Here is a 20,235-nt window from a genome sequence, read left to right as displayed (position 1 = left end):
CTCAGTGGGGCTTGAAGACCACCCGGTCCGGCGGCGTCTTGAAGGTTCCCTGGCGGCTCCACCAGGGCATGAGCAGGAAGAAGCCGAAATAGTAGAAGGTGCCGAGCTGCGACACCCGCCCGCCCAGGTCGGAAGGCGGCTGCACGCCCAGGTAGCCGAGCACCAGGAAATCAACGACGAATATGCCGTAGAGGTACTTGTGCCAGTTCGGCCGGTAGCGGATCGACCTGACCGGGCTGTGGTCGAGCCAGGGCAGGAAGAACAGGATGATGACCGCGCCGCCCATCACCACCACACCCCAGAACTTGGCGTCGATGCTGAGCATCATGGCCACCACGCCGAGCGCCACCAGCACCATCAGCGCCTTGAAGAACAGCGCGAGCCGGCTCTTGACGACCGTGAACGCGGTGGCCGCCACCACGGCGGCGATGAGCGCATACATCATCTCGCTGGTGATGGCGCGCAGCATCGAATAGAAGGGCGTGAAGTACCAGACCGGCGCGATGTGGTTGGGCGTCTTCAGGGCGTCGGCTGGAATGAAGTTGTTGTACTCCAGGAAGTAACCGCCGGCCTCGGGTGCGAAGAAGATCACCGCGCTGAAGACCATCAGGAACATGCACACCGCGAAGATGTCGTGCACCGTGTAGAACGGGTGAAATGGAATGCCGTCGAGCGGAATGCCGTTCTCGTCCTTGTGCTTCTTGATCTCCACGCCGTCGGGGTTGTTGGAGCCCACTTCATGCAGCGCCACGATGTGCGCGGCCACCAGGCCCAGCAGCACCAGCGGCACGGCGATCACGTGGAAGGCGAAGAAGCGATTGAGCGTGGCGTCGCTTACCACGTAGTCGCCCCGGATCAGCAGCGCCAGGTCCGGGCCGATGAAGGGAATGGCGGAGAACAGGTTCACGATGACCTGGGCGCCCCAGTACGACATCTGGCCCCAGGGCAGCAGATAACCCATGAAGGCCTCGGCCATCAGGCACAGGAAGATGGCGCAGCCGAACAGCCAGACCAGCTCGCGCGGCTTGCGGTAGCTGCCATACATCAGCCCGCGGAACATGTGCAGGTAGACCACCACGAAGAAGGCGGAGGCGCCGGTGGAATGCATGTAGCGGATCAGCCAGCCCCACGGCACGTCGCGCATGATGTATTCGACCGACGCGAAGGCCTGAGCGGCGTCGGGCTTGTAGTGCATCACCAGGAAGATGCCGGTGACGATCTGGATGACCAGCACCAGCAGCGAGAGCGATCCGAAGATGTACCAGATGTTGAAGTTCTTCGGAGCGTAGTACTCGCTCATGTGCTCCTTGTAGAGCTTGCTGGCCGGGAACCGGTTGTCCACCCAGTTCATCAGCTTGGCCCCGACGGGTGCGTTGGGCGAGATGTCCTTGAAATCAGCCATGGCGGTTCCCTCGGGTCAGGCGCTCTTCTTGTCTTCGCCGATGAGCAGGCGCGTGTCGCTCAGGTAGACGTGGGGCGGCACCGGCAGGTTGTCGGGCGCGGGCTTGTTCTTGAAGACCCGGCCGGCCAGGTCGAAGGTGGAGCCGTGGCAGGGGCAGAGCCAGCCGCCGGCCCAGTCGGCGGGCAGCGACGGTTGCGGGCCGGGCTGGAACTTGTCGGTGGGCGAGCAGCCGAGGTGGGTGCAGATGCCGATCACCACCAGCACCTCGGGCTTGATCGATCGGCCTTCGTTGCGCGCGTATTCGGGGGTGAATTCGTCGGGGTTGCGTTTGGACTGGGGATCTGCCAGCTGGCCGTCGAGCTTGGGGAGCGCAGCGATTTCGGCGGCCGAGCGCTTGACGATCCAGACCGGCTTGCCGCGCCATTCGACGGTGATCTTCTCGCCTTCCTTCAGGCCCGAGATGTCGACCTCGACCGGTGCGCCGGCGGCCTTGGCCTTCTCCGACGGCTGGAAGGTGCTGACGAAGGGCACGGCGGTCGCCACGCCGCCGACCACCCCCGCGCAACTCGATGCGATGAGCCAAACCCGTTTGCCGCTGTCGATCTGTTTGCTGTCGACTACTGATGCACTCATGGATTTCCTCGAATGTTCATCGCTGGGTGGAATCAGCCCAAGATTGTAGTGGCGCCGCCACGCTGGCGGACCGCGTGGTAGCCCTTAGACAGCCCCCGTGGCCGAGTGAAGAAACGGCCTCTTCAGCCGGCCAGGCGGCGCGCCATGCGCACCGCCGCCAGCAGGCTGGAGGCGTCGGCCCGACCGGTACCGGCGAGGTCGAAGGCGGTGCCGTGGTCGGGGCTGGTGCGCACCAGCGGCAGTCCGAGCGTGACGTTGACGCCGTCCTCGATGCCCAGGTACTTGACCGGGATCAGTCCTTGGTCGTGGTACATCGCGACCACCGCGTCGAAGCCGTCGGCACGGCCGGCGGAGGCCCGGGCGCGCATGAAGATGGTGTCGGGCGGGAACGGCCCGTGGGCATCGATGCCTTCGGCCCGCGCGGCGGCGATGGCGGGGGCGACGATGTCGATCTCCTCGCGGCCGAACAGCCCGCCCTCGCCCGCATGCGGATTCACGCCGGCCACCGCCAGCCGGGCCGGCCGGCCGAGCAGCCGCGACAAGGACGTGGCGCTGATGCGCAGCGTGGCCAGCACGTTGTCGAAGGTGACCGCGTCCAGCGCATCGCGCAACGACATATGGATGCTGACCAACACGGTGCGCAGTTCTTGGTTGGCCAGCATCATGCGCACCGGCATGCGGTCGATGGTTGTGCCGGCATGCGCGGCCGCCTCGGCCTGCAGCAGTTCGGTGTGGCCGGGAAAGTCGACACCGGCGGCCGACAGGGCTTCCTTGTGCAGCGGTGCGGTGACCACCGCCGCCACCGCGCCGCGCAGTGCGGCGCGGGACGCCCACACCACCGCCTCGGCCGCCTGGCGGCCGGCTTCGGCAGAGATCACGCCCCAGTCCACTGGCGCTCGCGCCTCGACGACCGGCAGCACCGGCAGGCAGTGCGGCGCCGCCGCCCACGCCTGCCCGGCCGAGGCCAGCACCGCCACCGGCAACGACGGCGTTCCGAGGCATTCCGCCGCGCGCCTCAGCACCGCCACGTCGCCCACCGCGAAGCAGCCGCGCATCTCGTCGGCATGGTCGCGGAACAGCCTCGCGACGATCTCCGGGCCGATGCCGGCCGGGTCACCGGCGGTGACGGCGATCGGCAAGGCCGAAGGCGTGGTCATGGTGTCGGTCGTGCTCATGCGGGGTTGTAGATGTCGATGAAGGTATGGCGCAGACCGAGCTCCGCCGCCACGTGGCCGGCGACCGCCGGCGCGCCATAGCGCTCGCTCGCATGGTGGCCACAGGCGATGAAGGCCACGCCGAGCTCCCGCGCGTAATGCGCCTGGGGCTCGGAAATCTCGCCGGTGACGAAAGCGTCGGCGCCGGCGGCTATAGCCGCTTCGAAAAAGCCCTGCGCGCCACCGGTGCACCAAGCCACGCGCCGGATCGGCCCGCGCGCCGGGTCGACCAGCGTCACCGGCCGCTCCACCACGCGTTCGACATGGCGCGCCAGGGCTTCGGCGTCCTCGAAAGCGGTGTCGCCGATGCAACCGAGGTCCTGCTCGCCAAAATGCGCATCGGCGACCCAGCCCAGACGGGCGCCGAGCTGGGCGTTGTTGCCGAAATCGGCATGGGCGTCCAGCGGCAGGTGGTAGGCGAACAGGCTGATGTCGTGCGCCAGCAGCAGGCCGAGCCGCTGCCGCAGCCAGCCGGTCACCCGGCCGTCGTGGCCGCGCCAGAACAGGCCGTGGTGCACGAAGATCGCGTCGGCCCGCGCCTCGATCGCGGCCTCGATCAGCGCGCGGCTGGCCGTCACACCCGAGACGATGTGACCAACTTGCGCGCGGCCCTCCACCTGCAGGCCGTTGGGGCCGTAATCCTTGAATCGGGCGGGCGAGAGCAGCGCGTCGAAGCGTCGCAGCAAGGCATCGCGGCCGACGGTGGTGCCGCCGCGGTTCGGGGTCTGGACTTCCATGCGGGCATTGTCTCCGAGGCCCGGCGCTGCGCCGTCTTTCGCGGACAATCCTCGTCAGCGTCGCCCGCCCTTCTTTCGCTCACTTTCTTCGCGTCGATCCACTTCATGAAACGTACCTGGCTGCTGTTCACGCAAACCGTCACCATCGCGCTGGCGGTCTACTTCGTGGTGAGCGTGTTCAAGCCGCAGTGGGTCGGCCGGCCGTCCTTCGGCGGTGGCGTGGTGTCGCTGCTCGAAGCGCCGCAGACGCCGCTGACCACGCCCGAGGCGGGCAGCCTGTCGGGCGCGGCCAAGAAGGCCGCGCCGGCGGTCGTCAGCATCACCACCAGCAAGACGGCGGTGCGCAATCCGCGCATGAACGATCCCTGGTTCCGTTTCTTCTTCGGCAACCAGGCGCCGTCGCAACCGCAGGCGGGCCTGGGCAGCGGCGTCATCGTCAGTCCCGAGGGCTACATCCTCACCAACAACCACGTGGTCGAAGGCGCCGACGAGATCGAGGTGATGCTGCCCGACAGCCGCCAGGCCCGCGCCCGGCTCATCGGCACCGATCCGGAAACCGACCTGGCCATCGTCAAGATCGACCTCGACAAGCTGCCGATCATCGTGCTGGGCGACTCCGACCGCATCGAGGTCGGAGACCGGGTGCTGGCTATCGGCAACCCCTTCGGCGTCGGCCAGACGGTCACCAGCGGCATCGTCAGCGCGCTCGGCCGCAACCAGCTCGGCATCAATACCTTCGAGAACTTCATTCAGACCGACGCCGCCATCAACCCCGGCAACTCGGGCGGCGCGCTGGTCGACGTGCGCGGCACGCTGTTGGGCATCAACACCGCCATCTTCTCGCGCTCGGGCGGCAGCATGGGCATCGGTTTCGCCATTCCCGTCTCCACCGCCAAGCGGGTGCTGGAGAGCATCGTGCGCGACGGCCGCGTCACCTACGGCTGGATCGGCGTGGAGCCGGGCGAGCTGTCGCCCGAACTCGCCGAGACCTTCGGCGTGAAAGCCTCGCGCGGCGTGATCATCACCGGCGTGCTGCAGGCGGGCCCGGCCGCCGCCGCCGGCATCCGGCCGGGCGACGTGATCGTGCAGGTCGGCGACAAGCCGATCGCCAACGTCGCCGAACTGCTGTCTTCGGTCGCCGCGCTGCAGCCCGGCTCGCCCGCCGCCTTCGGACTGATGCGTGGCGACAGCAAGATCGAAGTGCCGGTGACGCCGGCGGTCCGGCCGGCACGCGCCCGGCTGCAGCAGCAACAACAGCAGGAATAAGCGGGATTACCCGCATATTCGTTGCGTAAAAAACGACAAAACACGGCTTTTTCGCACCAATACCGTAGCTGGCCGCTGTGCATCGGGCACGCCCCCAGGGGACGGCGCAAGCCCGGCGGCTAGAATTCGCCCTCGCGTTTTTGACGCGACTCTCCCAAGGAAGACATCCCATGACCGCAATTTCGTTCCAGCGCCGTGCCGTTTTCGCGCTGATGGCCGCCGCCGGCCTCGCCTCTGCCGCCCAGGCTGCCGACATCAAGATCGGTGTCGCCGAAGCCCTGTCGGGCGGCGCCGCCCAATACGGCGTCGCGATCCGCAACGGCTTCCAGCTGGCGGCCGAAGAGCTCAATGCCGCAGGCGGCATCAACGGCAACAAGATTGCGCTGGTGATCGAGGACGAACGCGGCAACAAGGAAGAGGCGATCAACGTCTTCAAGAAGCTGATCTTCCAGGACCAGGTGCTGATGGTGTTCGGCCCCACGCTGTCCAATTCGGCCCAGGCCGCCGACCCGATCGCACAGGCCAGCAAGACCGTGGTGTTCGGCACCTCCAACACTGCCGACGGCATCACCTCCATCGGCAAATTCGTGTTCCGCAACTCGGTCACCGAAGCCGACGTGCTGCCCGAAACCCTCAAGGTGACCGCCGCCAAGACCGGCCTGAAGAAGGTCGCGGTGCTCTACGGCAACGACGACGTCTTCACCAAGAGCGGCTACGACAATTTCAAGAAGGCGCTCGAAGACCTGAAGATCCCGGTGACCACCACCGAAACCTTCGCCAAGGGCGACGTGGACTTCAAGGCGCAGCTGACCAAGATCAAGGCCAGCAACCCCGATGCCATCGTGCTGTCGGCCCTGCTCGCCGAAGGCGCGCCCATCATGGTGCAGGCCCGCCAGGTCGGCCTGAACGTGCCGATCATCGGCGGCAACGGCATGAACTCGGTCAAGATCTTCGACCTGGCCAAGGAAAAGGCCGAAGGCCTGTGGGTGGGAAGCCCCTGGTCCATCGAGAACCAGACCGAGCAGAACCGCAAGTTCATCGTCGCCTACACCGCCAAGTTCAAGACTGCGCCCGACCAGTTCGCCGCGCAGGCCTACGACGCCCTCTATATCGCAGCCCAAGGCCTCAAAAAGGTCAAGCTGACAGGCTCCGTGCCGGCCGACCGCGCCGCGCTCCGTGATGCCCTCCCCTCGGCCAAGTGGACGGGCGCTACCGGCGCCTTCGAGTTCGCCCAGGCCAAGGACCGTGCCGGCAAACCCGCCGGTTACGACGCCAAGCAGAACGCCATCGTCAGCGTGACGCGCGGCGGCAAGTTCAGTATCGAAAAATAAAGAGACTTCTCGCGGCGAACGGACGGCTCCTCACGGCGCCGTCCTTTTGCATTTCTGGCTCTTGCCCTATTCAGGCGCCGCACCGGCGGCGCTTCCGCAGGATTACCACCGTGCTGGAACAGCAGTTAATCAATGCCTTGTCGCTGGGGTGCGTCTACGCCCTCTTCGCACTCGGCTTCACCCTCATCTTCGGCGTCCTCGGCGTCATCAACCTGTCCCACGGCGCCGTCTTCATGGTCGGCGCCTATGCCGCGGTCCAGGCCATCGTCCACCTGAACCTGCCGCTGTGGGCAGCGCTCGTCTTCTCCTTCGTCGTCTGCGGCGTGCTGGGGCTGCTGATCGACTTCCTGGTGCTGCGCCCGCTGCGCCAGCGCAACGCGCCCCACCTGATTCCGATGATCGCCAGCATCGGCGTGGCGATCGTGCTGAACAACGGCGTGCAGGGCATTTTCGGTGCCGAAAACCTGCGCTTCCCCTCGGGCGTGGTGTCGAGCGACTCGATGAACCTCGGCGGCCTGCACCTCACCGCGCTGGAGCTGGGCATCATCCTGCTGTCCTTCGTGCTGATGGCGGTGCTGATGATCGCACTCAAGCGAACCCAGCTCGGCCGCGCACTGCGGGCCATCGCCGAGTCGCCCAAGGCGGCCTATCTGGTCGGCATCAACGTCGAAGGGCTGTTCTACCTGACCTCCTTCGCCGCCGCCGGCCTGGGCGGCGTGGCCGGCGTGCTGATCGGTCTGTACTCCAACGCGCTGTTCCCGCTGATGGGCCAGCCGATGCTGCACAAGGGCATCGCGGTGATCATTCTGGGCGGCATGGGCGACATCCGGGGCGCCATGCTGGGCGGCCTGTTCCTGGGCTTCGCCGAGGTGCTGTCGGTGGCCTACATCGGTTCCAACATGCGTGACGCGGTAGCCTTCGGGCTGCTGTTCCTGGTGCTGCTGGTGCGGCCCAAGGGACTGTTCGGCACGTTGCAGGAACGGAAGGTTTGACGATGGCTGCCTTCGACAATTTCTGGGCCGTCTATAGCAACCTGGTGCTCGGCCTGGGCGTCAACGCCCTGCTCGCCCTGTCCATCTACCTGACGCTGTCCTGCGGCATGCTGGCCATGGCCAACGCGGCCTTCATGGGCATCGGCGCGTACACCGCGTCGCTGCTCACCATGAACTACGACACGCCCTTCATCGTGTCGATCGCCGCCGGCATGGTGGCGCCCGCCATCGTGGCCTTCGTCATCGGCAAGCCGACCCTGCGGCTGTCGGGCGTGTACCTGGCGATGGCGACACTGGCCTTCGGCGAAGTGGTGCGCATCTTCGTGCTCAACACCGAATCGGTCACCGGCGGCGCGCTGGGGCTCAACGGCATTCCGCAGTCGACCCAGTGGTGGCACGTGGCTTTGGCGCTGGGGCTGGTGCTGCTGGTGCTCTGGCGCCTGCGGCATTCGCGTGTCGGCCGCGCTTTCGAGTCGATCAAGGAAGACGAGACCGCTGCCGGCCTGATGGGCATCGACGTCGGCGCGCACAAGATGCTGGCCTTCGTCATGGGCGCGGCCATCGCCGGCCTGGCGGGCACGCTCAACGCGCACCTCACCTTCTTCATCGGCCCCAACGAATACGGCTTCGACCGTGGCGTGGACATTCTCACCATGGCGATCCTCGGCGGCATCAATGGCCTGACCGGCCCGATCCTGGGCGGCACCATCCTCACACTGCTGCCCGAAGTGCTGCGCGGCTTCCAGGATTTCCGCCTGGTGGTCAACGGCCTCATCCTGGTGCTGATCGTGCTGTTCCTGCCCAAAGGCCTTTGGGATCCGGCGCGCATCCGCCAGTGGTTCGGACGCGGAGGCCAGCGAGCATGAGCGCGACTCTCGAACTCAAGGGCATCTCGCGCCATTTCGGCGGCCTGAAGGTGCTGCAGGACGTGAACCTGAAGATTCCGCAAGGCGGCATCTTCGGCCTGATCGGCCCCAACGGCGCCGGCAAGACCACCGTGTTCAACCTGATCACCGGTCTGCTGCCGCCCACCGCCGGCACCATCACCTTCGACGGCCAGGACCTGGCCGGCCAGAAGCCGCACCTCATCACCCGGCGCGGCATCGCGCGCACCTTCCAGAACATCCGCCTGTTCAAGGAGATGAGCCTGCTGGAAAACGTGATGGTCGGCATGCACGCGCAGCTGCGCTACGGCAACCTGGGGCTGCTGGCCACCTCCGGCCTGTTCCGCTCCGAGGAAAAACGGGCCCGCGAACGCGCGCGCGAGTTGCTGTCGTGGATGAAGCTCGAGCACAAAGCCGAGGACACTGCCGACAACCTCTCCTACGGCGAACAGCGCAAGCTCGAACTCGCGCGGGCGCTGGCCACCGAGCCGCGTCTGCTGCTGCTCGACGAGCCGGTCGCCGGCATGAACGCCAATGAGAAGACCGAGCTGATGCGCGAGATCGAGCAGATCAGCGCCCGCGGCTACACCATCTTCATGATCGAGCACGACATGCGCTTCGTGATGGGTCTGTGCCAGGAGATCGCGGTGCTGAACTTCGGCCGCATCATCGCGCAGGGCGGCCCGGAGCAGATCCGCAACGATCCGCAGGTGATCGAGGCCTACCTGGGCCGCGAGGACGACGAGCCCGAAGCCGCCGGCCCGCACGGCATCGTGACCGACGGCGCCCCCTCGGCCGTGGCCGCCGGCGTGGCGCCGACCTCCGTCCCGGCACCGGGAGCACAAGCATGAGTGACGCCGTGAACATTGCGAACAAGACCATTCTCTCGGTCGAGGGACTGAAGGTCGCCTACGGCCATATCGAAGCGGTAAAAGGCATCGATTTCGCACTGCAGGAGGGCAAGATCACCACCCTCGTCGGCGCCAACGGCGCGGGCAAGTCGACCACCCTGCTGGCGCTGTCGGGCCTGGTGAAGAAGGCGGCCGGCAAGATCGTCTTCGACGGCCGCGACATCGGCTCGCTGGCACCGCACCGCATCGTCGGCGGCGGGCTGGTGCAGGTCGCCGAGGGCCGCGCCACGCTCACCACTCTCACGGTGCACGAGAACCTGGAGCTCGGCGCCTACACCCGGCGCAACCGGGCGGAGCGCTTGCAGGATCTGGATTACGTCTACGGCCTGTTCCCCCGCCTGGCCGAACGCCGCGCGGGCCTGGCCGGCAACCTGTCGGGCGGCGAGCAGCAGATGTTGGCGATCGGCCGCGCGCTGATGGCACGCCCCCGGGTACTGCTGCTCGACGAGCCTTCGATGGGCCTGGCGCCGATCATCGTGCAGGACATCTTCCGCACCCTGAAGTCGATCAACCAGCGCGGCCTGAGCATCTTCCTGGTCGAACAGAACGTGCGCCAGGCGCTGAAGATCGCCGACCAGGGCTATGTCATCGAGACCGGCAAGATCGTGCTGGCCGACTCCGGCGCCGCACTGCTGGGCAATCCGAAGGTGCAGGACGCCTACCTGGGCGGCTGAGTCCGCGCCGCGTCAACAAAAAGGGCGGTCGCCATCTGGCGACCGCCCTTTTTTTCTTCGGATGACGGGTGGCTCAGGCCGCCGTGTCGGCGCGGCTTTGGTCGTCTTCGTCCGGCGCCTTGGTGGTCCGGATGAAAATCCGGGCGGCCCAGATGCCGACCTCGTAAAGAATGCACATCGGAATGGCCAGCGAGAGCTGCGACACCACGTCCGGCGGCGTGACCACCGCCGCCACGACGAAGGCACCGACCACGAAATAACCCCGGAAGGCTTTCAGCTTGTCGATGCTGACGAGCCCGAGCCGCGCCAGCACCACCACCACGATCGGCACCTCGAAGGCGATACCGAAGGCCAGGAACATCGTCAGCACGAAGCTCAGGTATTCCTCGATATCAGGCGCAGGCGTGATGCTCTTGGGCGCGAAGCTCTGGATGAAGGCGAACACCTTGCCGAAGACGAAGAAATAGCAGAACGCCATGCCGATGAAGAACAGCACGCTCGACGAGATGACCAGCGGCAGCACCAGGCGCTTTTCGTGCAGGTACAGCCCCGGCGCCACGAAAGCCCACACCTGGTAGAGCACCACCGGCAAGGCCACGGTGAAGGCCGCCATCATGAGGATCTTGAGCGGCACCATGAAGGGCGAGATCACCGAGGTGGCGATGAGCGTCGCGCCTTGCGGCAGGTGTGCGATCAGCGGCGCCGCCAGCAGGTCGTACAGGGCGCCCGGGCCGGGATAGAAGAACAACACGCCACCGGCGATGGCGACGGCGATCAGCGCCTTCACCAGCCGGTCGCGCAGCTCCATCAGATGCTCGACGAAGGGCTGTTCGGTGCCGGCGAGTTCGTCGTCGCGTGAGGGATCAGGCATGGGGAGAGCGGGCTCGCCGAAGGCGGCGCCGCCAGGGTTTTAGTTGGATTTCTGGGGACGATGGCGCGCCACGCGCGCCGCGCCGGATTGCGCCTTGGTGCGCACACCGGAGCGAGCCTTGTACCACTGCGGCGTGGCGCCCCGCTTGAGGCGCCAGTTCTTGCCCGGATGGCGGTACTGCGGCGGCTGCGGCTCCACGTAGGTGGTGGGCGGCGCGATGTTGTTCGCGCTGTCGTAGCCCGAGTAGGCGTTCTCGACGCCGCTCTGGAAATCGCTGGCCTGCGTCTGCACCGACTGGTGCACATCGCGGGCGGCGGACTCCACCGTTTCCTTCATCTTGCGCAGTTCGTCGAGCTCCATCGACCGGTTGACCTCGGCCTTGACGTCGTTGACGTAGCGCTGGGCCTTGCCGAGCAAGGTTCCCACGGTGCGCGCGACGCGCGGGAGCTTTTCGGGGCCGATGACGATCAGCGCCACCGCGCCGATGAGCGCCATCTTTGAGAGGCCGATGTCGATCACGGTGCGGTGCTGCTTTCAGTCGATGAGTAACGAAACGAGAGCGACAACGGCAGGTCTCAGGAACGGGTCTTGGTCTCGACGTCGATCGGAGCCTTGTCGGCCGCGTTCGACGAATGCGCGACATGCGCCGACGACGGCGGAACCGCCGGCTCGGCCGGATCGGTGGAACCGTCCTTCACGCCGTCCTTGAAACCCTTGACCGCGCCGCCCAGGTCGGAGCCCAGATTACGAAGCTTCTTGGTGCCGAACACCATCACCACGATGGCCAGCACGATCAACCAGTGCCAGATGGAAAACGAACCCATGGATATCTCCTAAAGATGTCTGCGATTTTAGGCGCCCGTACGGTCGTCGTCGGGAAAGGCCCACAAAAGAAGGTCAGCCCCTGGCCCAGGGACGTGGGCCGCCCATGACGTGGACGTGGAGATGGTGCACTTCCTGGCCGCCTTCGGCGCCGGTATTGACCACCACCCGGAAGCCTCCGTCGGGGTATGGCTTGCAGCCCTGTTCCAGCGCCAGCTTCGGCGCCAGCAACATGATGCGCCCAAGCAGGCCGGCATCCTCGGGCGTAGCCTGCGCGAGAGAAGGGATATGCGCCTTGGGCACGACCATGAAATGCACCGGCGCCGCCGGATGGATGTCGTGAAAAGCGAACACTTCTTCGTTTTCGAAGACTTTGCGCGACGGGATCTGGCCGCCGATGATCTTGCAGAAGATGCAGTCCGGGTCGTGGCGAAGCGGTGCGGTCATGGTGGTGCGGGAAATTAGCTGTCCATGGCCTGCCGGCGGTTCATGCGGACCATGCCGAGCAGGATGCGGTAGAGGAACCAGAGCGAAATGATCGTCCACGCGATCCAGCCCGGAATGAAGAAGATGAGCCAGAGCCAGGCGGTCAGCAGGTAGAGCGCGCCGGCCCAGAGCACCGAGCGCAGCCGCCAGCGGAAATGCGACTCCTGCCAGGTGCCATCGGCGTCCGATCGCTTGACCAGGTCGAGCACCAGCGCGATCAGCAGCAACGAGATCGACACCTGCGCGCCGGGCACCACGGCGGCGACCGCCACGATCAGGTGCAGGATGTAGCTGATCCAGCCGAAGGTGGCCAGGCTGTCGTCCGGCGTCTTGCCCGGGACGGTCGTGGGGGGACGGAAATCTTCCATGTGTCGAACTCCTGGCGCGTCGTCTTTCGACTCAGTCCGCGCGTTCTTCGGCTTCGCGGGCGCGCACCTTGCGCAGGGATTTCTCCTCGATGCCGCTCATGCCTTCGCGCCGGGTCAGTTCCCCCACCACGTCGGCCGGCGACAGCCCGTAATGCGACAAGGCCACCATGCAGTGGAACCACAGGTCGGCCACCTCGTTGACGATCTTCTGGCGATCGCCACCGTGGTCGGCATCTTTGGCGGCGAGCACGACTTCGGTGGCTTCTTCGCCGATTTTCTTCAGAAATGCATCGGGCCCCTTGTGCAGCAGGCGGGCGACGTAGCTTTCGTCCGGGTTGCCGCCGCGTGCCGGCTGGCGGCTGTCGATGACGGCGGCCAGCCGGGCGAGTGCGTCGGAGATGGGGGCGGCGGAATCGAGCGGGGTCATCGTCGTCGGGTTCGTCGTGCGGGTCGTGATCGTCATTTGTAGATGGATTCCGGGTCTTTCAACACCGGCTCGACCGGCGTCCAGACTTCATTCTTGAGGACGCTGAAAAAGCAACTGTGACGGCCGGTGTGACAGGCGATGCCGGGCTCGTGGCCGAGCTGGGTGATCTTGAGCAGCACCACGTCGTTGTCGCAGTCGAGGCGGATCTCGTGCACTGTCTGCACGTGGCCCGACTCCTCGCCCTTGAACCACAGACGCTGGCGCGAGCGGCTGAAATACACCGCGCGGCCGAGCTCCGCCGTTTTTTGCAGCGCCTCCCGGTTCATCCACGCGAACATCAGGACATCGTTGCTGCCCTGTTCCTGGGCGATGACAGGTACCAGGCCCTGCGCGTCCCACTTCACTTCGTCCAACCAATTCATGGGACCATTATCCCCCCCAGGCTTGCTCACTACGTGTAGCCGCCAACCCCCTGCCGGGGACGACGCTGAGAACCTGGCTCGCCCCCAGGCTTGCTCACTACGTGTAGCCGCCTACCCCCTGCCGGGGGCGACGCTGAGAACTTGGCTCGCCCCCAGGCTTGCTCACTACGTGTAGCCGCCAACCCCCTACCGGGGGCGACGCTGGTCGTCCGGCAAAGCCGGCCCAACGGCGTCCCGGAATCTTTGCTCGCCCCCAGGCTTGCTCACTACGTGTAGCCGCCTATCCCCTGCGGGGGGCGACGCTGGTCATCCGGCAAAGCCGGCCCGACGGCGTCCCGGAATCTTTGCTCGCCCCCAGGCTTGCTCACTACGTGTAGCCGCCTACCCCCTGCGGGGGGCGACGCTGGTCATCCGGCAAAGCCGGCCCGACGGCGTCCCGCGATGCTCGGCTCGCTGCGCATCGCCCTGGGTTGGCGCACGGCGGTTTGGGTGATCAGAGGCGGACGGGGATGCCGCGGGCGGCCATGGCGGATTTGGCTTCGCCTACGGTGTGCTGGCCGTAATGGAAGATGCTGGCGGCCAGGACGGCGTCGGCGCCGCCTTGCTGCACGCCGTCGGCCAGGTGCTCCAGGTTGCCGACGCCGCCGGAGGCGATGACGGGGACCGACACGGCGTCGCTGACGGCGCGGGTGAGCGCCAGGTCGAAGCCGCTCTTGGTGCCATCGCGGTCCATGCTGGTCAGCAGAATTTCGCCGGCGCCGCGGCGCGCCATTTCCACGGCCCAGGCGACCGCGTCCATGCCGGTGTTCTTGCGGCCGCCGTGGCTGTAGACGTCCCAGCCGGGGCCGCGGGCGTTCTCGTCCTCGCCGCTGCGGCGCTTGGCGTCGATGGCGACCACGATGCACTGCGCGCCGTAGCGCGCGGAGGCGTCCTCGATGACTTGCGGATTGGCGATGGCCGCCGAGTTGAAGCTGGTCTTGTCGGCACCGGCGTTGAGCAGGCGGCGCACGTCGTCGACGGTGCGCACGCCGCCACCGACGGTCAGCGGAATGAACACCTGCGAGGCGACGGCCTCGATGATCGGCAGGATCAGGTCACGCTCGTCGCTGGTGGCGGTGATGTCCAGGAAGGTCAGCTCGTCGGCGCCCTGGAGGTTGTAGCGGGCGGCGATCTCGACCGGGTCACCCGCGTCGCGCAGTTCCAGGAAATTGACGCCCTTGACGACCCGGCCGCCGGTGACGTCCAGGCAGGGAATGATGCGTTTGGCGAGCATGGGAAAGAAAAAAGAGGAACGGCTGGGGCCCAAAGGCCCGGGAGACGGATCAGGCGATGACGGAAAGCCGCTGCGCGCCGGACCAGACTTCGCCCGGTTTCACGCTGACCGGCGTGTCGACCACCGCGGCTTCGACGCAGAGCATCTGCCGATAACCGTCGGCGGGCATCTGCGCGAGCTTGGCGCACAGCGCCGCACCGGGGTTCCAGACGGTCGTCTGGCCATAGGTCGGATCCTGCTCGATGGCCAGGCGGCCGAGGCCGTCGACCAGGGTCAACGGCGCCGGCGCGGCTTCGTAGACACGGTCGGTTTCGCCGTCGATGGCCAGGGCCTCGCCCGCCGGCAGCGGCGCCGGGCGGGTATCGGTGACGGCATCCCAGTACGGCAGGCCGCCGAGGCCGTGCAGCCGCACCGCCGCGATGTCGTCGATGCGCAGGTAGGTGTGCAGCGCCATGGTGAACTCCAGCGCCTCCGGGCCGGTGTTCTCCACCACCAGGCCGATGGTCAGCGCGCCGGGCGCCAGGCCGATCTCGACACGGGCATTGAAGGCGTGCGGCCAGATGGCGCGCGTGGCTTCGCTGTCGCGCAGCGCCAACACGGCGGTGCCGTCGTCGCCGGCGTCGGGCACGAAGGCCCACGGCAGGTTGCGCACGAAGCCGTGCTTGGGCAGCGGCCCACGCTGGTTGAACTGCGGCCAGCACACGGGCACGCCACCGCGAATGGCGGCTTCGCCGTCGAAGAGCGCTTCGGGGCTGAGGTAGAGGCGTTCCGGGCCGCCGGCAGGCGTCCATGACAGCACTTGCGCGCCGTGCAGCACGATGACGGCGCGGTCACCCTCGGGAAGCAGGAGCTCGACGGCATCCTGGCCGTGGAAGGTGATCGGGGTGCAGGTCATGGAGAGGTGGTGGGTCAGACAGCCAGTTCGTCGGCCCGGGATTGGGCCGCCGCGAAGTCGAGGTCGCCGGAATAGATGGCCCGGCCGCAAATCACGCCTTCGACGCCCTCGGATTCGACCGCGCAGAGCTGCTCGATGTCGGCCATGTTGGAGAGTCCGCCCGAGGCGATTACCGGAATGGTGAGCGCCTGCGCGAGCTTGACGGTGGCGTCGATGTTGATGCCCGAGAGCATGCCGTCGCGGCCGATGTCGGTGTAGATGATGGATTCGACGCCCCAGTCCTCGAACTTCTTGGCGAGGTCGACGACTTCGTGGCCGGTGAGCTTGCTCCAGCCGTCGGTGGCGACCTTGCCGTCCTTGGCGTCGAGGCCGACGATGATGTGGCCGCCGAAGGCGCTGCAGGCGTCCTTGAGGAAGCCGGGGTTCTTGACCGCAGCGGTGCCGATGATCACGTAGCGCAGGCCGCCGTCGATGTATTTCTCGATGGTGTCGAGGTCGCGGATGCCGCCGCCGAGCTGCACCGGGATGTCGTCGCCGACGGCGCGCAGGATGGAGCGGATGGCGGTGGCGTTCTGCGGCTTGCCGGCGAAGGCGCCGTTGAGGTCGACCAGGTGCAGCCGCCGGGCGCCGGCCGCGACCCACTTCAGCGCCATCGCGGCGGGATCCTCGCCGAAGGTGGTGGATTGATCCATGTCGCCTTGCTTGAGGCGGACACAGTGACCGTCTTTGAGATCGATGGCAGGGATGAGAAGCATGGTGCCGGCAACAGCGTAGAGAGAAAGAAAAGAGGGAGGAAGGAGAAGGCGGACCGGACTACGGGTTCCAGGAGAGAAAGTTGCGATAAAGCGCCAGACCGTGGTCGGCGCTTTTCTCCGGATGGAACTGCGTGGCAAAAATGTTATCGCGTGCAACGGCGGCGGTAAAGCGCGCACCGTAGTCTGCCTCCCCGGCGCTGTGGCGCGGATCGACCGGGCGGGCGTAGAAGCTGTGCACGAAATAGAACCAGGCGCCGTCGGGCACACCGGCCCAGACCGGGTGCGGCGCGCGGCCTTCCACCGAGGTCTGGAACACCTGGTTCCAGCCCATCTGCGGCACCTTGAAGCGGCTGCCGTCGGGCTGCAGCCGGCCGGCGAGGTCGAAACGTGCGACCTGCCCCGCAATCAGGCCCAGGCCGTCGGTCGGGCCCTCCTCGCTGCGATCGAGCAGCATCTGCATGCCGACGCAGACGCCGAACATCGGTTTTTGCGCGGCGGATTCGAGCACCGAAGCGCGCAGGCCGGAATCGGCGAGTTCGCGCATGCAATCGGGCATGGCGCCCTGCCCCGGCAGCACGATACGGTCGGCGGCACGCACCGTTTCGGGCTCCGCCGTCACCACCACGTGCCAGCCGGTGCCGGCCGCGGCGGCCTGCACCGCCTGCGACACCGAACGCAGGTTTCCCATGCCGTAGTCGACGACGGCGACGGTCTTGGATGAAGTCATGTCACCTGGCCCCGGCAAGATACGCGCCAGCGGCCCTTTCCTTGGACAAAATCAGAGCGAACCCTTGGTGGACGGAATGACGCCCGCGATGCGCGGATCGCGCTCCAGCGCTGCGCGCAGCGCCCGGGCGAAGGCCTTGAACACGGTTTCGGCCTGGTGGTGGGCGTTGACGCCCTTCAGATTGTCGATGTGCAGCGTGACGCCGGCGTGATTGACGAAGCCCTGAAAGAACTCGAAGGTGAGCTGCGTGTCGAAGCCGCCGACCATGCCGGCGGTGAACGGCACTTCCATGTGCAGGCCCGGCCGGCCGGAGAAATCGACCACCACGCGCGACAGCGCTTCGTCGAGCGGCACGTAGGCATGGCCGTAGCGGCGGATACCCCGCTTATCGCCCACGGCCACGGCGAAGGCCTGGCCCAGGGTGATGCCGACGTCTTCCACGGTGTGGTGACCGTCGATGTGGAGGTCGCCCTCGCAGTGGATGTCCAAGTCGATCAGGCCGTGGCGGGCGATCTGGTCGAGCATGTGGTCGAAGAAGCCGATGCCGGTGGCGAGCTGGGCCTTGCCGCTGCCGTCGAGATTGATGCGCGCGGTGATGCGGGTCTCGGCGGTGTTGCGGGTGACCTCGGCGATGCGGTCGGCGGCGGCGGATACGGAAAGGGCGGTGGTCATGGGGTGGTGGGCAGGCTGGTCGCGAGGGCGGCGAGGAGCCGGGCGGTCTCGTCGGAAGTGCCGACGGTCAGGCGCAGGCAGCCGGCCAGCGACGCGTGCATTGTAGAAACGTTCTTCACCAGCACGCCGGATTCCCGCACGCGGCCGAAGACGCGGGCGGCGCCGGCGCTGTCGGACGCGACGCGCACCAGCACCATGTTGGCGTCGCTCGGCCAGGCTTTCACGCCCGGCATGGCGGCCAGCGCCGCCAGCAGGCGGGTGCGTTCGGCGACGACCTCGGCCGCCTGGGCGTCGAACACCGCGGCGTGCTCCAGGGCGAACAGCGCGCATTCGGCATTGAGCGTGCTGACGTTGTAGGGCGGGCGCAGCTTGTCGATCTCGGCGATCAGCTCGGCGGGGCCGGCCATGTAGCCGATGCGCACGCCGGCCAGGCCGAACTTGCTGAGCGTGCGCAGCAGCAGCACATGAGCGTGGTCCTGCGGCTGGGCACGGATCGTGTCGATCCAGCTGCGGCCGGCGAAGGGTTGGTAGGCCTCGTCGATGACGACGATGCCGACGGCTTCGGAGACAGCGGCGATGACCCGGCCCATCGCCTGGTCGTCCCACAGGCCGGCGGTGGGGTTGTTCGGCCAGGCCAGGTAGACGATGGCGGGGTTTTCGCGCCGGATCGCGTCGACCATGGCGTCGACATCGAGGCCGAAGTCGTCCGGCCGCAGCGGCACGCCGACGAAACGCAGGCCCTGCAGATGTGCGCTGAAGGCATACATGACGAAGCCGGGTTCGGGCGCCAACACCGCCGGGGGGCGGCCGTCGCCCGTTTCGCCGGCGGGCACGTCGCAGGCGAGCGTGACGAGCGAGATGAGCTCGTCCGAGCCGTTGCCCAGCATCAGCGACCAGCCGGCCGGCAGGTCGGCGTAGTCGGCCAGGGCACGTCGCAGGTCGGCCACCCGGTCGCCCGGGTAGCGATGCAGCGCGACCGCGCCCAGCCGCCGGCCGAGTTCGGCCTGCAGTGCCGGCGGCAGCGGATGCGGGTTCTCCATGGCGTCGAGCTTGACCAGCCCGGCGGAATCCTGCACCGCGTAGGCGTGCAGGCCCTGCACGTCGCGCCGGATGCGGGCCAGTGCAGGATGGCCGGCGGGGTTCATGGCGCGTCGGCCGGACGCAACCGCATCTCGGCCGCCCGGGCGTGCGCCTGCAATCCCTCGCCGTAGGCCAGGGTGGCGGCGATGCCGCCGAGCGACTGCGCGCCGGCCTCGCTCACCTCGATGATGCTGCTGCGCTTCTGGAAGTCGTAGACGCCGAGCGGGCTGGAGAAGCGCGCGGTGCCGCTGGTCGGCAGCACGTGGTTGGGACCGGCGCAGTAGTCGCCCAGGCTTTCGCTGGTGTAGGCACCAAGGAAGATCGCCCCGGCGTGGCGCAGCAGCGGCTCCCAGCGGTGCGGATCGTGGCTGGAGATTTCCAGGTGCTCTGGCGCGATTCGGTTGCTGATCGCGCAGGCTTCTTCCATGCTGCGGGTGAGGATGAGCGCGCCGCGGCCGTTGAGGCTCTTGGCGATGATCTCGGCGCGCGGCATGTCGGGCAGCAGGCGGTCGATGGCCTCTTGCACCGCGTCGATATAGGCGGCGTCCGGGCAGAGCAGGATGCTCTGGGCCAGTTCGTCGTGTTCGGCCTGGCTGAAGAGGTCCATCGCCACCCAGTCGGCCGGCGTGCTGCCGTCGGCCAGCACCAGGATTTCGCTGGGGCCGGCGATCATGTCGATGCCGACGGTGCCGAACACCCGGCGCTTGGCCGAAGCCACGTAGGCATTGCCCGGGCCGGTGATCTTGTCGACCGCCGGCACCGTCGCGGTGCCATAGGCCAGCGCCGCCACCGCCTGCGCACCGCCGATGGTGAACGCCCGGCTGACGCCCGCCACGTGGGCGGCGGCCAGCACCAACGGGTTGCGCTCGCCCTTGGGCGTGGGCACGACCATGATGATTTCGCCGACGCCCGCCACGTGGGCCGGCACCGCGTTCATCAGCACCGACGACGGATACGCTGCCTTGCCGCCGGGCACGTAGATGCCGACGCGGTCCAGCGGCGTGACCTTCTGGCCGAGCAGGGAGCCGTCTGCGTCGCGGTAGCTCCAGCTCTCGCCGGAGGCTTTTTTCTGTGCCTCGTGGTAGCTGCGCACCCGCGCAGCGGCGGTCTGCAGCGCGTGGCGCTGGGCGTCCGGCAGGGAGTCGAAGGCGGCCTTCAGTTCGGCCTGGGTGATTTCCAGATCGGCCATGCCGGCGACCTGCAGTCCGTCGAATCGCGCGGTGTACTCGAGCACCGCCGCGTCGCCGCGCGCCTGCACGTCGGCCAGGATCTCGGCCACGCGCTGCTCGATCGCGGCATCGGTATCGGCCGACCAATGCAGCCGCGCCTTGAATGCGCGCTCGAAATCGGCGTCGGCACAGGACAGGCGGGCAGGTCGGGCGAGGAGTTCCAT

Annotated in this window: 23 protein-coding genes and 1 pseudogene; 6 read left to right on the top strand and 18 right to left on the bottom strand. The window is 67.3% G+C overall.

Annotation, left to right across the window (positions count from 1 at the left end; genetic code table 11):
- Window position 1: 1 nt before the first annotated feature.
- From R9X41_RS02890 to R9X41_RS02875, 4 genes are all read right to left on the bottom strand, one after another.
- Window positions 2-1,402, bottom strand: coding sequence for a cytochrome b (locus R9X41_RS02890; protein ID WP_318633397.1), 1,401 nt, complete (start codon window positions 1,400-1,402; stop codon window positions 2-4).
- 15 nt (window positions 1,403-1,417) lie between these two features.
- Window positions 1,418-2,035 carry a ubiquinol-cytochrome c reductase iron-sulfur subunit gene (gene petA, locus R9X41_RS02885; RefSeq protein WP_318633396.1) on the bottom strand — a complete coding sequence of 206 codons (618 nt, stop codon included), beginning with the start codon at window positions 2,033-2,035 and terminating at the stop codon, window positions 1,418-1,420.
- A 122-nt stretch (window positions 2,036-2,157) separates the two neighbouring features.
- Window positions 2,158-3,210 (bottom strand): 4-hydroxythreonine-4-phosphate dehydrogenase PdxA, encoded by a 1,053-nt coding sequence (gene pdxA / locus R9X41_RS02880; protein WP_318633395.1) that lies wholly within the window; start codon window positions 3,208-3,210, stop codon window positions 2,158-2,160.
- The gene (locus R9X41_RS02875; protein WP_318633394.1) at window positions 3,207-3,986 is read right to left on the bottom strand and encodes a Nif3-like dinuclear metal center hexameric protein; all 780 of its coding nucleotides are present in this window, start codon (window positions 3,984-3,986) and stop codon (window positions 3,207-3,209) included. Before R9X41_RS02875 ends, pdxA begins: the two co-directional genes overlap by 4 nt.
- A gap of 105 nt (window positions 3,987-4,091) precedes the next feature.
- Here R9X41_RS02875 and R9X41_RS02870 point away from each other — a divergent pair, with 105 nt between their 5' ends.
- The 6 genes and pseudogenes from R9X41_RS02870 to R9X41_RS02845 all read left to right on the top strand — a co-directional run bounded on the left by R9X41_RS02870 (window position 4,092) and on the right by R9X41_RS02845 (window position 10,044).
- On the top strand, window positions 4,092-5,252 hold the full coding sequence (locus R9X41_RS02870) for a S1C family serine protease (protein ID WP_318633393.1): 1,161 nt from the start codon (window positions 4,092-4,094) through the stop codon (window positions 5,250-5,252).
- Between the two features lie 170 nt (window positions 5,253-5,422).
- On the top strand, window positions 5,423-6,583 hold the full coding sequence (locus tag R9X41_RS02865) for an ABC transporter substrate-binding protein (protein WP_412556657.1): 1,161 nt from the start codon (window positions 5,423-5,425) through the stop codon (window positions 6,581-6,583).
- A 110-nt stretch (window positions 6,584-6,693) separates the two neighbouring features.
- Window positions 6,694-7,575, top strand: a complete 882-nt coding sequence (locus R9X41_RS02860) for a branched-chain amino acid ABC transporter permease (RefSeq protein ID WP_318633392.1) — start codon at window positions 6,694-6,696, stop codon at window positions 7,573-7,575.
- A gap of 2 nt (window positions 7,576-7,577) precedes the next feature.
- Window positions 7,578-8,441 (top strand): branched-chain amino acid ABC transporter permease, encoded by an 864-nt coding sequence (locus R9X41_RS02855; RefSeq protein ID WP_318633391.1) that lies wholly within the window; start codon window positions 7,578-7,580, stop codon window positions 8,439-8,441.
- Window positions 8,438-9,205: pseudogene (locus R9X41_RS02850) on the top strand (ABC transporter ATP-binding protein); the annotation flags it as partial. The gene R9X41_RS02855 and the pseudogene R9X41_RS02850, both read left to right, overlap by 4 nt.
- A gap of 101 nt (window positions 9,206-9,306) precedes the next feature.
- Window positions 9,307-10,044 carry an ABC transporter ATP-binding protein gene (locus tag R9X41_RS02845; protein ID WP_318633390.1) on the top strand — a complete coding sequence of 246 codons (738 nt, stop codon included), beginning with the start codon at window positions 9,307-9,309 and terminating at the stop codon, window positions 10,042-10,044.
- Window positions 10,045-10,117: 73 nt separating this feature from the next.
- Here the strand turns inward: R9X41_RS02845 and tatC are convergent, their stop codons facing one another.
- From tatC to hisD, 14 genes are all read right to left on the bottom strand, one after another.
- On the bottom strand, window positions 10,118-10,915 hold the full coding sequence (gene tatC, locus R9X41_RS02840) for a twin-arginine translocase subunit TatC (protein ID WP_318633389.1): 798 nt from the start codon (window positions 10,913-10,915) through the stop codon (window positions 10,118-10,120).
- A 39-nt stretch (window positions 10,916-10,954) separates the two neighbouring features.
- Entirely contained in the window at window positions 10,955-11,434 is a 480-nt protein-coding gene (gene tatB, locus R9X41_RS02835) for a Sec-independent protein translocase protein TatB (RefSeq protein ID WP_318633388.1), read from the bottom strand.
- Window positions 11,435-11,490: 56 nt separating this feature from the next.
- The gene (gene tatA, locus R9X41_RS02830; protein WP_318633387.1) at window positions 11,491-11,739 is read right to left on the bottom strand and encodes a Sec-independent protein translocase subunit TatA; all 249 of its coding nucleotides are present in this window, start codon (window positions 11,737-11,739) and stop codon (window positions 11,491-11,493) included.
- A gap of 73 nt (window positions 11,740-11,812) precedes the next feature.
- On the bottom strand, window positions 11,813-12,184 hold the full coding sequence (locus tag R9X41_RS02825) for a histidine triad nucleotide-binding protein (RefSeq protein ID WP_318633386.1): 372 nt from the start codon (window positions 12,182-12,184) through the stop codon (window positions 11,813-11,815).
- A 14-nt stretch (window positions 12,185-12,198) separates the two neighbouring features.
- Entirely contained in the window at window positions 12,199-12,591 is a 393-nt protein-coding gene (locus R9X41_RS02820; RefSeq protein ID WP_318633385.1) for a DUF4870 family protein, read from the bottom strand.
- Window positions 12,592-12,622: 31 nt separating this feature from the next.
- Window positions 12,623-13,018: a phosphoribosyl-ATP diphosphatase gene (locus R9X41_RS02815; protein ID WP_318635134.1), complete on the bottom strand. Its 396-nt coding sequence runs from the start codon at window positions 13,016-13,018 to the stop codon at window positions 12,623-12,625.
- A 32-nt stretch (window positions 13,019-13,050) separates the two neighbouring features.
- Window positions 13,051-13,440 (bottom strand): phosphoribosyl-AMP cyclohydrolase, encoded by a 390-nt coding sequence (hisI, locus tag R9X41_RS02810; RefSeq protein ID WP_318633384.1) that lies wholly within the window; start codon window positions 13,438-13,440, stop codon window positions 13,051-13,053.
- A 493-nt stretch (window positions 13,441-13,933) separates the two neighbouring features.
- A complete protein-coding gene (hisF, locus tag R9X41_RS02805; protein ID WP_318633383.1) occupies window positions 13,934-14,713 on the bottom strand; it encodes an imidazole glycerol phosphate synthase subunit HisF in 780 nt (259 codons plus the stop codon).
- Between the two features lie 49 nt (window positions 14,714-14,762).
- The gene (locus tag R9X41_RS02800; protein ID WP_318633382.1) at window positions 14,763-15,608 is read right to left on the bottom strand and encodes a D-hexose-6-phosphate mutarotase; all 846 of its coding nucleotides are present in this window, start codon (window positions 15,606-15,608) and stop codon (window positions 14,763-14,765) included.
- 14 nt (window positions 15,609-15,622) lie between these two features.
- Window positions 15,623-16,363, bottom strand: a complete 741-nt coding sequence (gene hisA, locus R9X41_RS02795; RefSeq protein WP_318633381.1) for a 1-(5-phosphoribosyl)-5-[(5-phosphoribosylamino)methylideneamino]imidazole-4-carboxamide isomerase — start codon at window positions 16,361-16,363, stop codon at window positions 15,623-15,625.
- A gap of 58 nt (window positions 16,364-16,421) precedes the next feature.
- On the bottom strand, window positions 16,422-17,090 hold the full coding sequence (hisH, locus tag R9X41_RS02790; RefSeq protein WP_318633380.1) for an imidazole glycerol phosphate synthase subunit HisH: 669 nt from the start codon (window positions 17,088-17,090) through the stop codon (window positions 16,422-16,424).
- A gap of 51 nt (window positions 17,091-17,141) precedes the next feature.
- Window positions 17,142-17,762 carry an imidazoleglycerol-phosphate dehydratase HisB gene (gene hisB, locus R9X41_RS02785; protein ID WP_318633379.1) on the bottom strand — a complete coding sequence of 207 codons (621 nt, stop codon included), beginning with the start codon at window positions 17,760-17,762 and terminating at the stop codon, window positions 17,142-17,144.
- Window positions 17,759-18,907, bottom strand: a complete 1,149-nt coding sequence (locus tag R9X41_RS02780) for a pyridoxal phosphate-dependent aminotransferase (RefSeq protein ID WP_318633378.1) — start codon at window positions 18,905-18,907, stop codon at window positions 17,759-17,761. The genes hisB and R9X41_RS02780 overlap by 4 nt, the downstream gene beginning before the upstream one ends.
- Window positions 18,904-20,235 carry a histidinol dehydrogenase gene (gene hisD / locus R9X41_RS02775; protein ID WP_318633377.1) on the bottom strand — a complete coding sequence of 444 codons (1,332 nt, stop codon included), beginning with the start codon at window positions 20,233-20,235 and terminating at the stop codon, window positions 18,904-18,906. Before hisD ends, R9X41_RS02780 begins: the two co-directional genes overlap by 4 nt.

This window comes from Xylophilus sp. GOD-11R (assembly GCF_033546935.1).
GTDB lineage: Bacteria > Pseudomonadota > Gammaproteobacteria > Burkholderiales > Burkholderiaceae_C > Xylophilus.
This window is presented reverse-complemented; position numbering and strand designations above follow the sequence as displayed.

What these genes read in the sequence shown, in the direction of transcription:
- R9X41_RS02890 (WP_318633397.1), bottom strand. Translation starts at nt 1,402, where the DNA reads ATGGCTGATTTCAAGGACATCTCGCCCAACGCACCCGTCGGGGCCAAG.
- petA (WP_318633396.1), bottom strand. Translation starts at nt 2,035, where the DNA reads ATGAGTGCATCAGTAGTCGACAGCAAACAGATCGACAGCGGCAAACGG.
- pdxA (WP_318633395.1), bottom strand. Translation starts at nt 3,210, where the DNA reads ATGAGCACGACCGACACCATGACCACGCCTTCGGCCTTGCCGATCGCC.
- R9X41_RS02875 (WP_318633394.1), bottom strand. Translation starts at nt 3,986, where the DNA reads ATGGAAGTCCAGACCCCGAACCGCGGCGGCACCACCGTCGGCCGCGAT.
- R9X41_RS02870 (WP_318633393.1), top strand. Translation starts at nt 4,092, where the DNA reads ATGAAACGTACCTGGCTGCTGTTCACGCAAACCGTCACCATCGCGCTG.
- R9X41_RS02865 (WP_412556657.1), top strand. Translation starts at nt 5,423, where the DNA reads ATGACCGCAATTTCGTTCCAGCGCCGTGCCGTTTTCGCGCTGATGGCC.
- R9X41_RS02855 (WP_318633391.1), top strand. Translation starts at nt 7,578, where the DNA reads ATGGCTGCCTTCGACAATTTCTGGGCCGTCTATAGCAACCTGGTGCTC.
- R9X41_RS02845 (WP_318633390.1), top strand. Translation starts at nt 9,307, where the DNA reads ATGAGTGACGCCGTGAACATTGCGAACAAGACCATTCTCTCGGTCGAG.
- tatC (WP_318633389.1), bottom strand. Translation starts at nt 10,915, where the DNA reads ATGCCTGATCCCTCACGCGACGACGAACTCGCCGGCACCGAACAGCCC.
- tatA (WP_318633387.1), bottom strand. Translation starts at nt 11,739, where the DNA reads ATGGGTTCGTTTTCCATCTGGCACTGGTTGATCGTGCTGGCCATCGTG.
- R9X41_RS02825 (WP_318633386.1), bottom strand. Translation starts at nt 12,184, where the DNA reads ATGACCGCACCGCTTCGCCACGACCCGGACTGCATCTTCTGCAAGATC.
- R9X41_RS02820 (WP_318633385.1), bottom strand. Translation starts at nt 12,591, where the DNA reads ATGGAAGATTTCCGTCCCCCCACGACCGTCCCGGGCAAGACGCCGGAC.
- R9X41_RS02815 (WP_318635134.1), bottom strand. Translation starts at nt 13,018, where the DNA reads ATGACCCCGCTCGATTCCGCCGCCCCCATCTCCGACGCACTCGCCCGG.
- hisI (WP_318633384.1), bottom strand. Translation starts at nt 13,440, where the DNA reads ATGAATTGGTTGGACGAAGTGAAGTGGGACGCGCAGGGCCTGGTACCT.
- hisF (WP_318633383.1), bottom strand. Translation starts at nt 14,713, where the DNA reads ATGCTCGCCAAACGCATCATTCCCTGCCTGGACGTCACCGGCGGCCGG.
- R9X41_RS02800 (WP_318633382.1), bottom strand. Translation starts at nt 15,608, where the DNA reads ATGACCTGCACCCCGATCACCTTCCACGGCCAGGATGCCGTCGAGCTC.
- hisA (WP_318633381.1), bottom strand. Translation starts at nt 16,363, where the DNA reads ATGCTTCTCATCCCTGCCATCGATCTCAAAGACGGTCACTGTGTCCGC.
- hisH (WP_318633380.1), bottom strand. Translation starts at nt 17,090, where the DNA reads ATGACTTCATCCAAGACCGTCGCCGTCGTCGACTACGGCATGGGAAAC.
- hisB (WP_318633379.1), bottom strand. Translation starts at nt 17,762, where the DNA reads ATGACCACCGCCCTTTCCGTATCCGCCGCCGCCGACCGCATCGCCGAG.
- R9X41_RS02780 (WP_318633378.1), bottom strand. Translation starts at nt 18,907, where the DNA reads ATGAACCCCGCCGGCCATCCTGCACTGGCCCGCATCCGGCGCGACGTG.
- hisD (WP_318633377.1), bottom strand. Translation starts at nt 20,235, where the DNA reads ATGGAACTCCTCGCCCGACCTGCCCGCCTGTCCTGTGCCGACGCCGAT.